At 40.0% G+C, this 12,382-nt stretch carries 13 protein-coding genes; 10 read left to right on the top strand and 3 right to left on the bottom strand.

What is annotated here, in order from left to right:
- Window positions 1-61 precede the first annotated feature (61 nt).
- From rplM to tsf, 4 genes are all read left to right on the top strand, one after another.
- On the top strand, window positions 62-505 hold the full coding sequence (gene rplM / locus WH223_RS01530) for a 50S ribosomal protein L13 (protein WP_340045755.1): 444 nt from the start codon (window positions 62-64) through the stop codon (window positions 503-505).
- A gap of 11 nt (window positions 506-516) precedes the next feature.
- Window positions 517-903 carry a 30S ribosomal protein S9 gene (gene rpsI / locus WH223_RS01525; protein WP_340045754.1) on the top strand — a complete coding sequence of 129 codons (387 nt, stop codon included), beginning with the start codon at window positions 517-519 and terminating at the stop codon, window positions 901-903.
- 17 nt (window positions 904-920) lie between these two features.
- Entirely contained in the window at window positions 921-1,724 is an 804-nt protein-coding gene (gene rpsB, locus WH223_RS01520; RefSeq protein ID WP_340045753.1) for a 30S ribosomal protein S2, read from the top strand.
- A gap of 168 nt (window positions 1,725-1,892) precedes the next feature.
- A complete protein-coding gene (tsf, locus tag WH223_RS01515; protein ID WP_340045752.1) occupies window positions 1,893-2,729 on the top strand; it encodes a translation elongation factor Ts in 837 nt (278 codons plus the stop codon).
- A 176-nt stretch (window positions 2,730-2,905) separates the two neighbouring features.
- Here the strand turns inward: tsf and mnmD are convergent, their stop codons facing one another.
- Entirely contained in the window at window positions 2,906-3,574 is a 669-nt protein-coding gene (mnmD, locus tag WH223_RS01510; RefSeq protein ID WP_340045751.1) for a tRNA (5-methylaminomethyl-2-thiouridine)(34)-methyltransferase MnmD, read from the bottom strand.
- Between the two features lie 54 nt (window positions 3,575-3,628).
- Here mnmD and WH223_RS01505 point away from each other — a divergent pair, with 54 nt between their 5' ends.
- From WH223_RS01505 to WH223_RS01485, 5 genes are all read left to right on the top strand, one after another.
- Window positions 3,629-4,864, top strand: a complete 1,236-nt coding sequence (locus WH223_RS01505) for a dicarboxylate/amino acid:cation symporter (RefSeq protein ID WP_340045750.1) — start codon at window positions 3,629-3,631, stop codon at window positions 4,862-4,864.
- Between the two features lie 199 nt (window positions 4,865-5,063).
- Entirely contained in the window at window positions 5,064-5,480 is a 417-nt protein-coding gene (locus WH223_RS01500; RefSeq protein ID WP_340045749.1) for a cytochrome c maturation protein CcmE domain-containing protein, read from the top strand.
- A 27-nt stretch (window positions 5,481-5,507) separates the two neighbouring features.
- Entirely contained in the window at window positions 5,508-7,973 is a 2,466-nt protein-coding gene (gene ccsA / locus WH223_RS01495) for a cytochrome c biogenesis protein CcsA (RefSeq protein WP_340045748.1), read from the top strand.
- A complete protein-coding gene (locus tag WH223_RS01490; protein ID WP_340045747.1) occupies window positions 7,973-8,740 on the top strand; it encodes a Rossmann-like and DUF2520 domain-containing protein in 768 nt (255 codons plus the stop codon). Before ccsA ends, WH223_RS01490 begins: the two co-directional genes overlap by 1 nt.
- A 219-nt stretch (window positions 8,741-8,959) precedes the next feature.
- Window positions 8,960-10,510 (top strand): FMN-binding glutamate synthase family protein, encoded by a 1,551-nt coding sequence (locus WH223_RS01485; RefSeq protein ID WP_340045746.1) that lies wholly within the window; start codon window positions 8,960-8,962, stop codon window positions 10,508-10,510.
- Between the two features lie 39 nt (window positions 10,511-10,549).
- Here the strand turns inward: WH223_RS01485 and WH223_RS01480 are convergent, their stop codons facing one another.
- Window positions 10,550-10,990, bottom strand: coding sequence for a MarR family winged helix-turn-helix transcriptional regulator (locus tag WH223_RS01480; protein ID WP_340045745.1), 441 nt, complete (start codon window positions 10,988-10,990; stop codon window positions 10,550-10,552).
- A gap of 108 nt (window positions 10,991-11,098) precedes the next feature.
- On the opposite strand from WH223_RS01480, the gene WH223_RS01475 reads away from it, so the two are divergent.
- A complete protein-coding gene (locus tag WH223_RS01475) occupies window positions 11,099-11,479 on the top strand; it encodes a hypothetical protein (protein WP_340045744.1) in 381 nt (126 codons plus the stop codon).
- A 114-nt stretch (window positions 11,480-11,593) separates the two neighbouring features.
- On the opposite strand, the gene WH223_RS01470 is transcribed toward WH223_RS01475, so the two are convergent.
- On the bottom strand, window positions 11,594-12,367 hold the full coding sequence (locus WH223_RS01470; RefSeq protein WP_340045743.1) for an amidohydrolase: 774 nt from the start codon (window positions 12,365-12,367) through the stop codon (window positions 11,594-11,596).
- Window positions 12,368-12,382: the final 15 nt, after the last annotated feature.

The raw sequence follows: 12,382 nt of genomic DNA, 5'->3' as shown, positions 1-12,382 counted from the left end.
GACCTAATTGTAGCATCTACCATTAGGATAGAACATTTATTAATTAATTAAATAAAAGCAAGTGAATACGTTAAGTTACAAAACTGTCTCTGCCAACAAGAACACCGTTACTAAGGAATGGATTGTTGTTGATGCTGAAGGAGAGATTTTGGGGCGTTTAGCAAGTGAGATCGCGAAAGTTATTCGTGGCAAGCACAAGCCAACATTCACCCCACACGTAGACTGTGGAGATAACGTTATTGTTATCAATGCAGACAAAATTAAATTAACTGGAAACAAGTTAGGCGACAAAACATATGTTCGCTACACAGGTTATCCAGGTGGTCAACGTTTTGTTTCTCCGAAAGAATTATTAGCGAAACACCCAGAGCGCATCATCGAGAAAGCGGTACGCGGGATGTTACCTAAAAACCGTTTAGGTCGTCAATTGTTCAAAAACCTTTTTGTTTATGCTGGATCTGAGCACAAACATGAGGCACAAAGTCCAAAACCAGTTAAATTTTAAGGAGAGCAAACATGTCAACAACTAATACTTCAGGAAGAAGAAAAACTGCTGTTGCCCGCATTTACTTAACTGCTGGTAGCGGAATCATTATCGTAAACGGTAAAGATTACAAAGAATATTTCCCAACATTGCCATTACAATACATCGTTACTCAATCTACAGAGGTAGCGGGTGTTGCTGGAAATTTTGATGTGAAAGTTAACGTTCAAGGTGGTGGTGTAAAAGGCCAAGCTGAGGCTGTACGTTTAGCAATTGCTAAAGCGTTAGTAGAGCTTGACCCAGAAGCTAAACCAGCTTTACGTGCAAAAGGCTTAGTTACTCGTGATGACCGTATGGTTGAGCGTAAGAAACCAGGACGTAAGAAAGCACGTAGAAGATTCCAATTCAGTAAACGTTAATCAAGGAGGATCACAACATGGCAAGAGCAACATATCAAGAATTATTGGATGCAGGTGTTCACTTTGGTCACCTTACTCGTAAGTGGGATCCGAAAATGGCTAAGTACATTTTCATGGAACGCAACGGTATCCACATTATCGATTTGAACAAAACATTAACGAAATTAGAAGAAGCTGCTTCAGCTATCAAACAAATCGTTAAGTCAGGTCGTAAAGTTTTATTCGTAGCAACGAAAAAACAAGCGAAAGAAATTATCGCACAACAAGCGAAAGACGTTAACATGCCTTTCGTAACAGAGAGATGGTTAGGTGGTATGCTTACAAACTTCACAACAGTTCGTAAGTCTATCAAAAAAATGTCTAACATCGACAAAATGCAAAAAGATGGTACATACGATGTATTATCTAAAAAGGAAAAATTAATGATTCAGCGCGAGCGTATCAAATTAGAAAGCCTTTTAGGAGGTATCGCTGATTTGAACCGTTTACCAGCAGCTTTATTCATCATCGATGTGAAAAAAGAACATATCGCTGTTGCAGAAGCGTTGAAATTAAGCATCCCTACTTTTGCTATGGTTGATACTAACTCTGACCCTTCAAATATCGATTTCCCAATCCCAGCTAACGATGACGCTACGAAATCTATTAGCTTAATCGCTGGAATCATTGGTAAAGCTATCCAAGAAGGTTTAGATGAGCGTAAACGCGACAAAGAAGAAGACGCTGAAAAAGAAGCTGCAGCTGCTAAAGCCGCAGTAGATAACGGTGACGCTGACGCAAACGCTGGTAAACGCCCTCGTAAAGCGAAAGACGGAGAATAATATTCTTATCTAAAACCGGATAAACATTGTTAGTCTTTTTGGGGTTATACTTCAAAGCGTCTACATGGTTTGTCCGGTTTTTTTCATCGAACAAGTCCATACAAAACAACAAAGGATTACTCGGTACATACAAGAACTAGGTTGTTAATATTATAAAAGGAATAAAACATGTCAGTACAAATTTCTGCATCAGATGTAAACAAATTGCGTCAACAAACTGGCGCTGGTATGATGGATTGTAAAAAAGCATTAGTAGAAGCAAACGGCGATTTCGAAGCTGCTGTTGACTACTTACGCAAAAAAGGAGCTAAAGTAGCTGCTAGCCGTCAAGACCGTGATTCAAACGAAGGTGTTATCATTGCTAAAGCTTCAACAGACGGTAAATTAGGTATCGTTGTAGAAGTAAACTGTGAGACTGACTTCGTGGCTAAAAATGCTGATTTCGTTGCTTTCGCAGAAAAAATCGCTAGCGTAGCATTAGAAAACAAACCAGCTACATTGGAAGAGCTTAAAGCTTTAACAGTTGATGGTAAAGTTATCGCTGAATTGTTGATCGAGCAAACTGGTGTTATCGGTGAGAAAATTGACGTTTCTAAATACGAAATCGTTGCAGGCGAGAAAATCGTTGCTTACATCCACGGTAACTACCGTTTAGGTGTATTAGTAGGTCTTTCTGCTGATGCTGAAGGTGTTGAAGAAGCTGGTAAAGACGTAGCAATGCAAATTGCAGCGATGAACCCAGTAGCTATCGATAAAGATGGTGTTGATACACACACAATCGAGCGTGAATTAGAAATCGCTAAAGAGCAAATCCGCGCTGAAGGTAAACCAGAAGAAATGGTTGAGAAAATTGCAGCTGGTAAATTGAACAAATTCTACAAAGAAAACACTTTGTTGAACCAAGAATTCGTTAAAGATTCTTCAAAAACTATCGCTCAATTCTTAGACTCAGTTTCTAAAGGATTAACTGTAAACGCTTTCAAACGTGTACAATTAGGTGCGTAAGTACTAAAATATAACACTTCGGTGTGATAAAGAAACAGCTGCCCAAATGGGCAGCTGTTTTTTTATGGCTATTTCTTTTCTGCACATTTAATTTAGTTCGTTAGCTGTAGCCATCGTTTTAAAAAGTATGTACAGGTAGAAAAGAAAACGTTAACGTATACATCACCGATAATGGACTAAGAAAGTTTTACGGCACGCAGCATCTCTCGCTTCCCAGGGGCACCAGGAGCTTTTTCTATGGCAAAGCCCAATGCTTTCATCGTACGTTTCAATTGGCCAGTAATGGCATAGGTAACAAAAACACCACCTGGTTTAAGAAATTTACAAACATGGGCTAATGTTTCTTCGGTCCACATCTCTGGCTGATGCACTGCCGCAAAAGCATCGAAATAAATTAAATCAAAGCCTTTTTCCGCTTGGAAATCCATAATCTTATGAACCGCAATTTCCAGCTTTACCTGGTCATTAAAATCTACAGACTTTTCTTGCGCCGGGCTATACTGCGCTTTAAAGCTTTCCCATATTTCGGGCGATACAAAAGCATCATAGCCTGTGGATAGCGCAATAGCTGAATCCAAAGGATAGGCTTCTACCCCACAATAATCTACGGTGACTCCCTTATCAGCGACGAAGGAGCTCGTCATCAAAAAGTTTAAACCCGTACCAAAGCCTATCTCTAAAATAGCACAATGGTTGGTTTCATTATTTTCTAAAAAATAAGCTAATCCTGATTGTACAAAGACATGCTTACTCTCTTGCAGAGCGCCATGCTTGGAATGGTAGTGTTCACCAATAGCCTCATGATACAATGTTTTTGACCCATCACCTGTCGTTACAAATTCCATAATTATCTTTTTTAACAAAACTAATACAAAAAACTACTACTTTAGTCAAGCATTATGAGCAAAGTATTAGAAAACTACGGAAGCATCCTTCTTCTTCTCGCTGGCATTATCCTTGGCAGCATTGTCGGTTTATTTTATCCCGACGCAGTAGACTATATAAAACCTTTCGGTGATATTTTCTTAAACTTACTCTTTGTTTCTATAATTCCACTACTTTTCTTTGCTATTGCCACCTCAGTAGCCCAAATTGAGGATCAGAAGAAATTAGGTAAGATTATCGGAATCATGGCCTTAGTATTCTTAGTCACGATTATTATTGCTTCATTAGCGATGGTGGCCGCTCTTTATGCCTATCCAGTAAACTCAGCCATAGATACAGGAAACCATATTGAAGATACCTTAAGCAGCTCGACCACCTCCTGGGGCGACCGTATTGTTAGTTTTCTAACCGTTAGTGAGTTTAACAATCTTCTTTCTCGCCAAAGCATCCTTGCTTTCGTTATCTTTTCTTTTTTGGTGGGTATTGCAGCACGTAATGCTGGTGAACAAGCAAAAGGCTTTATCAACTTTATTCAATCGGGCAACGAGGTCATGAAGCAACTGCTACTTTTAATCATGAAGATTGCCCCTATTGGCCTTGGTGCTTACTTTGCCTTTCAGGTAAAAACTATCGGCACACAGCTTTTCGGCTTTTATGCAAAACCATTAGCGCTATATTATATATTTGGTATCATCTTCTTTTTCGTAGCCTTCAGCGTGTACGCTTTCGTTGCACAAGGACGAAAAGGCGTTCCGAACTACTGGAAAAATAATATATTACCCTCTTTAACGGCGCTAAGCACCTGCAGCAGTCTAGCGACCATGCCGAGCAACCTAGCGGCTGCAAAACGCATTGGCATCCCTCCTACTGTTGCCAACGTAGTTGTTCCTCTTGGAAATACATTGTACAAAAATGGATCCGCCCTTTCATCGATTTTAAAAATATATGTCGCATTCTCTTTGTTGGGTTGGAATTTCTTTGAACCACAAACCATCATTACCGCCGTGGCGATAACCGTTTTAGTAACCGTCGTTGCAGGCGGAATACCCAACGGAGGATATATCGGCGAGATGTTAATGATTTCCGTCTATGGCTTACCGCCTGAGGCTATTCCTGCCGTGATGATCATCGGGACCTTGGTCGACCCACTAGCGACCGTCCTCAATGCTACAGGAGATACAGTTGCGGCCATGCTTGTTACGCGGTTTGCTGGTGAAAAATTCACACCACAACAAGACCCAATTGTTTAAATCGTGTAATATTGCTGTTAAGCACCTTAGCCTCCTTATGCGGCCTTACCTTAGTTTAGTCTAAAAAGCTTGCTCTAAGGCTCATAAACATCGAACAAGCAATTATTTAGAACAATTACAAATAACTTGCTAGAACTAACAAATTACTTCCTTCCATTTGCATTTTGTAATTTTGCGTAACATACAGATATAGCGGAACATGAAGAAAAGCTCAATCATACTTATTGCCATCATTGCAGTAGCTATCGCAATGATTTTAGTTATTTACACGGACTCGAGTACCTATTCTACCTTTTCACAAGCGAAGGAGAAAAAAACAGAGTTGTATGTTGTTGGTGTATTGAACAAACAAAAAGATTTACACTACGACCCAATTAAGGATGCGAATCATTTCTCATTCTTTATGTACGACAAAGATAGTACAGAGTGTCAAGTTGTTTTCAACGGATCAAAACCGCAAGATATTGAACGCTCTGAACAAATTGTATTGACCGGTAAAATGGAAGGCAATGTCTTCCATGCAAGCAAAATTCTGATGAAATGTCCTTCCAAGTATAATCAAAATGAAATGGAAGTCATTGAAAGTAATGCTGCTCCTAAAACAGCAATGAACTAATTTTTATATTCTATATTTCAAACACGAATGGACGTTAATTATATTGGTGAGAATTTATTACCAGGAAAGATAGGCCAATTTTTTGTGATCCTAGCTTTTGGTAGTGCACTACTGTCCCTAATCAGTTATTTCTTTGCTACTCAAGAAACAGAGAACAAGTCATGGAAGAAAATTGCAAGACTTTCTTTTTGGCTAAATCTAATTTCGGTAGTTAGTATTGGTAGTATATTATTTTATATTATCTACAATCACCTTTTCGAATACCACTATGCATATGCACACTCTTCTAAAGCATTGCCTACCCATTTTATTATTTCTTCCTTTTGGGAAGGACAAGAAGGTAGCTTCTGGCTATGGATGTTCTGGCAAGTTGTATTAGGTTCTGTTTTACTTTTCAAAGCTAAATCATGGGAATCTCCTGTGATGACCTTCGTCATGCTGTGTCAAGTATTTTTAGCGTCCATGCTATTGGGTATTGAGGTCTTTGGTGTTCGTATTGGTAGTTCTCCGTTTATCCTACTTCGCGACGCTTTAAAGGCACCTATCTTTAGTGACCCTAATTATCTAGCTTTAATTCCAGATGGTAGAGGCTTAAATGCTTTGTTACAAAACTACTGGATGGTTATCCACCCACCTACCCTTTTCTTAGGCTTCGCCTCTATGATTGTTCCGTTTGCTTATGCAGCGGCAGGATTATGGACTAGACGCTACAAAGAATGGGCTACAAAAGGATTGCCTTGGGCATTATTTGCCGTTATGGTCTTGGGTGCAGGTATTATTATGGGTTCATTTTGGGCTTATGAAGCATTAAACTTCGGTGGTTTCTGGGCTTGGGATCCGGTAGAAAACGTATCAATCATCCCTTGGTTGACATTAATTGCTGCTGTACACGTTATTTTAGCTTTCAAATACTCTGGACAAGGATTTTTCACCGCTACATTGTTAGCGCTGATTAGCTTTGTGCTTGTTATTTATGCTTCATACTTAACCCGTAGTGGTATTTTGGGAGAAACTTCGGTGCACTCTTTCACCAGTTTGGGGATGTCGGGACAGCTAATTATCTTCAATGCGGTATTCTTCTTTATTATGGTTGGTTTACTTATTTGGCGTTACAAAGAGTTACCGACAACGAAGAAAGAAGAAGATATCTACTCGCGTGAGTTTTGGTTGTTCATTGGTGCCTTGGTATTGACGGTTGCTTGTATTCAGATGATTGCGACAACGTCTATTCCTGTATTTAACGCTTTGTTTGGTACTAACGTTGCTCCTCCTATCGACCCTATTCCGCATTATAACAAATGGCAAGGAGCTTTTGCCGTTGTGGTGATGCTTGTCACTGGATTTACACAGTTCTTAAAATATAAACGCACCGATTCTAAGAAATTCTGGGCATCGAGTGTTGCTTCTTTAGTTGTTGCTTTAATTCTTTCAGCAATAATTATTTACTACACGAAGGTTTATGCGAATGCGATGTATATCCTATTAACGTTCACTACCGTATTCTGTATTCTTGCGAATATCCGTGTACTGGGCGATGCTTTAAAAGGAAAATGGCGCTTAGCAGGTTCAGCGGTTTCACATATTGGTTTTGCACTGCTACTTTTAGGTGCGCTTATCGCTGCGGCGACAAACAAAGTAATCTCGTTAAACAATTCGGGTTATATCCAAGTAGCTGATTTTGATAAAGTAGAAAAACCAGGTGAAAACTTATTCTTAACAGAAGGTGAACCTGTTCAAATGGGCGAGTACCGTTTGACGTATATCGGTGATAGTGTGGCTGCACCGAACGTATTTTACAAGATAAAATATGAGAAATTAGACGAGGAAAGTGGAAAAGTTACAGAATCCTTCGTCCTTCGTCCTTTCGCACAAAATAACCCAGACATGGGTGGTTTGATTGGTACGCCAGCGACACGTCATTATGTTACACACGATATTTACACATTAATCACTGCCGCTGCATCCGATTCGCAAGCGAAAGCAGCTAATGTTCCAAAAGAAGAAAAAACAGGCTATGAAGATTATGATGAGCCTGCTACTTACCAAGTAAGCTTAGGCGATACCTTGCGCTACCGTAACGGTTATTATGTGATAGAAAGTATCAATAGAGATGCTAAGATTAATAATATCCCTAGAGGTCCGCAAGATGTTTTCGTAGGCTTAAAAATCAAAGTAGTTTCTGCGGATAATAAAACACACGAAGTAGAACCTGTATTCATCATTAAAGATGGTAATACGTACGACTTCAATAAAGATGTTAACGAACAAGGCTTACGCTTCCGTTTCACGAATATCCTACCGAAGGCCGATAAGTTGGAAATCATGCTGTACCAAAAACCACTACCTGAGAAAAAATGGGTCGTGTTTAAAGCAATTAAATTCCCTTACATCAACTTCTTCTGGGCAGGAACGATTATTATGACCATCGGATTTTTCATGGCCATCTATCGTCGCGTGAAGGATGCTAAACTAGCAAAATCAACTACGGAATAATGAAAATTGTCATACTCGGAAGTGGTAATGTAGCCGGTTATCTGGCGGAGAACTTCAGCCATCAAGGCCACAAAATCATCCAAGTATATAGTAGAACGAAAGCCAATGCACATGCATTGGCTTCCGTATTTGAGGCTGATGCTACAGATGAACTATCCCAATTGCTGCCCGATGCCGATTTATACCTACTAGCAGTTAGTGATAGCGCCATTATAGAGCTCATGCAGACGCCGCCAGCCATCGGCCAAGGTATTATGGTGCACTGTTCGGGGGCTACGCCACTAACCGCTTTAGCGAGCTATGAGCAGTATGGCGTCATCTATCCACCCCAAAGTATATCCAAAAATGTAAGTAGCCCTATTGCTGCTATTCCATTTGCTATAGAAGGAAATACACCTGCTGTACAAGCTCTACTCTTGCAAACGATGCAAGCGATGGCACCTAAATCTTTCCCTTGCACGACAGCTCAACGTTTAGCATTGCATGTAGCCGCTGTGTTTGCCAATAACTTCAGCAATCTCCTTTTTCAAATCAGCTATGACCTCCTTGCGGAGCATGAAATATCCTTCGATTTGTTACGTCCTATCATCTTAGAAACGGCACAAAAGGTGCAAAACAAGCGTCCTGATGAGGTTCAGACAGGCCCTGCCAAAAGAGGAGACCAACAAACGCTAGAAAGGCATTTGAATTTTCTTAGTGAAAAGCCTTCTTGGCTCAAAATATATCAACAACTTTCGGAAGAAATACGCAGGAAAGCTAATTCCTAATGAATATTTTATCAAAAAAGTAAATCTTCACAGAACGACGTTCTTTTTTCGCAATACCATAAGAAGTTTCTAATTTTGCACTAAACCACAAGATTATGGTCACTATGCTCAACAAAAATAAAAGACGTAGATATGGCTCGTCTTTTGCTAGTAAAAGAGTAGGGTAAAAGAAAAATAACGATTCAAAATAGAAATAAGCAACATTTTCCACGATAAATCATGGCAGTTAGAAAATTAATTCTTGCAACAATAGTCATAATAAATCTCATCATCATTTCTTTTGGGATTATTTTTACGCCAAAATGGTTCTGGTTACTAATTGTACCACTTCCGATGTTACTTTTGGCTTACTACAACAGTGTTCAAACAAGACATGCGATCTTAAAAAACTACCCGCTATTGGGTTACTTTCGTTTCTTCTTCGAGGCTATTCGTCCGGAGATGCGTCAGTATTTTTGGGAATCAGACACCGATGGACGCCCATTCAATAGAAGACAACGTTCTATCGTTTACCAGCGTGCAAAAAATGAACGTGAAACAGTAGCTTTCGGTATGCAGACAGACCCACAAACCATCGGTAACGAATGGGTGGCACACTCTGTTTTCCCATGCCACATTGAGAGCCATGATTTACGTACTACCGTTGGTAACGAAGCGTGTAAGCAGCCTTATAGCTTAAGTGTTTTCAATATCTCAGCAATGAGTTATGGAGCTTTGAGTAAAACAGCAATTACAGCATTAAACAAAGGTGCTGCCCTACAAAACTTCGCGCACAACACTGGTGAAGGTGGAATTAGTCCATACCACATTAGCGGTGGTGACTTAATCTGGCAAGTAGGTACAGGTTACTTTGGCTGTCGTAACGATATGGGTATGTTTGATGCGGATCTTTTCGCGGAAAAAGCTAGCAAGCCTTACGTGAAGATGATTGAGCTTAAGCTTTCACAAGGAGCAAAACCAGGTCACGGTGGTATCTTGCCAGCGGCTAAAAATACACCAGAGGTTGCTGCTATTCGTCACGTAGTACCAGGTACAGACGTTATGTCTCCTCCTGCGCACAGTGCTTTTAGCACACCGATTGAGATGATGTTGTTCATCAAAAAGATGCGTGAATTATCAGGCTACAAACCTATAGGTTTCAAAATCTGTATTGGTGATAAACAAGAATTTATTGATATCTGTACAGCCATGCTGACGACCCAAGTTTATCCAGATTTTATCTCGGTAGACGGTTCTGAGGGTGGTACAGGAGCTGCTCCTTTAGAGTTTACGGATAACATTGGTATGCCATTATACGATGCGTTATCATTTGTTACAACCACTTTAATCAAGTTCGGTGTTAAGAAACATATCAAGCTTATTGTATCAAGCCGTATTGTTACAGGCTTCGACTTACTTAAAGTTATTGCTTTAGGTGCTGATGCATGTTATAGCGCGCGTGGTATGATGTTCGCTCTTGGATGTATCCAAGCCTTACGTTGTAATGAAGACGTTTGTCCGGTGGGCGTAGCTACACAGAAACCGCATCTTTATAAAGCATTAGATGTTCAAGATAAATATGTGCGTGTAGCACAGTTTCACCGCAACACCTTACGTGCAACGGTAGAAATTATGGAAGCTTGTGGTTTTAGAACATTAGATGATGTTTCCGCAGAGAAATTCTTCCGTAAAGTGGACAACGTACACACGTTAAGTTTTCAAGATATCTACTTTAAGGATACAGGCAAGTTGGTCAACAGCCATAGCGCATTTGAGCACCAAGAATTTTAATAAAAAAGGGCTGATTTTAAATCAGCCCTTTTTTTTGGTTTAGATTAGGTTGGTATACACCATTTCCAAGGTGTCGCGTGCATCGACCATCTTTTCGTAGTTCACCCCATCTAGGGCTTCACCGATGGTTCGTTTTGCTTGATGCATACAGCTATCACGCAATTGTCGACCTTGTTTTGTTAAAAAGATAAGGTTGGATCTCTTGTCATCCTTATCGATTACCCGAATCACAAGTTTGCTCTTCTCTAAATTATTGATTAATCGTGATACACTAGGTTTATCACGAAAAGTGAGACAAGCAAGTTCTTGTTGAGTTCTTCCTTCCTCCATCCACAGGTAATACAGCAGAGACCATTGTTCAGAGGTCATCTTAATTCCTTCTTCTTTTAGATTTTTCTGCAACCTTCGGGCAAGGGCTGCAGAGGCTTTCCCTGTTAAGAAAGAAAAAAACTCGTCAGTATGTTCGAAGTTAGCTTTCATAATAAATTGTTAGTACTGTTAGGTTAGTTGTTTATACAAACAAAATAAAAAACGCGGTATAAAACAAATAATACTTAATATTTATCCGTTTTTGTTATATTTACCTTAATGGAAAATTTTCTTCCAGCGCTTTTTATAATAGGTGCTGCAATTTACAAAATATACACTGAATACCAAAAAGAACAGGAGAAGGCTCGTAAAAGAAAGCCTACAGCTACTGCTGTGCCCAATACTCCTCCTGCACGACATGCTACTCAGCCAGCAAAACCTATAGAAAAGTACAAAGCTCCGACACAAGAATCGTTCAAAGAATCTCGTCCAGCACCGGCACCAACAGCACGAGTTGTGCAGAAACCGGTTCCTAAATCGATAAAAAAAGAAAGTAAATCACAGGATGTGGAAAATAAAGTGGAAAACCATGGCCATCCCGTGTTCAATTTACGTGAAGCGATTATCCAAGAAGCCGTCTTAAACCGCCCTTATCAATAGCAGCACATAGCACTAGCTGTTCCGCATGGAGGCTTTATGCACCTATGCAAAGAAAATAACGATTAGGAAGCTGCTCTTTGGATTATTTATACCGGGTTTCTTTCTCGATGCCGCTTATAAGGAAAAAATATCAGCATCTTTCAAGAATGGGTAGTCTGCTCTAAACTTTTGTAAATCCGCAGGATTCAGCGTAAACGTATATAGATCTTCATCTTCTGGTTTATAATAAACCACGTCTCCACCAGGAGAAATACACATCGACCCGCCCGAATAATACACTTCATTACCATCATGGCCTACACGATTGACACCAACTACATAAGCTTGGTTCTCAATAGCACGTGCAGGAATCAAGGTACGCCAATGTGCCGAACGCTTATCAGGCCAGCTTGCTGTATACACTAAAAGATCATAGGCATCACCTACATTTCGTGACCACACAGGGAAGCGTAAATCGTAGCAGACCATCGGACAGATACGCCATCCTTTTAATTGAAGAACGACGCGGGAGCTGCCTGGGGTGAATACTTGGTCTTCATTGCCCATGCCAAATAAGTGGCGCTTATCATAATGAACAAAGCTTCCATCGGGATACATCCATACAAAACGGTTGTAGTAGTGTCCGTTTTCTTCGATGATTAAGGAGCCTGCGATAACACAAGCATAGGATTTAGCGTGCTCAAACAACCAGTGCATGGTTTGCCCTTTCATTGTTTCCGCACATTTTTCCACATTCGTGGTAAAACCAGTATTAAACATTTCAGGCAGAATGATTAAATCTGTTTTTTCCTTCAAAGCAGACAAACGCAAAGAAAGATTTTGCAAATTTTTCTCTACATTTTCCCAAAACAAATACGCTTGAAATATTGTAATCTTTAATGGTTCCATACCTACACTGAACTT

The sequence above is a fragment of the Sphingobacterium sp. MYb382 genome (assembly GCF_037572665.1).
Classification (GTDB): domain Bacteria; phylum Bacteroidota; class Bacteroidia; order Sphingobacteriales; family Sphingobacteriaceae; genus Sphingobacterium.
This window is presented reverse-complemented; position numbering and strand designations above follow the sequence as displayed.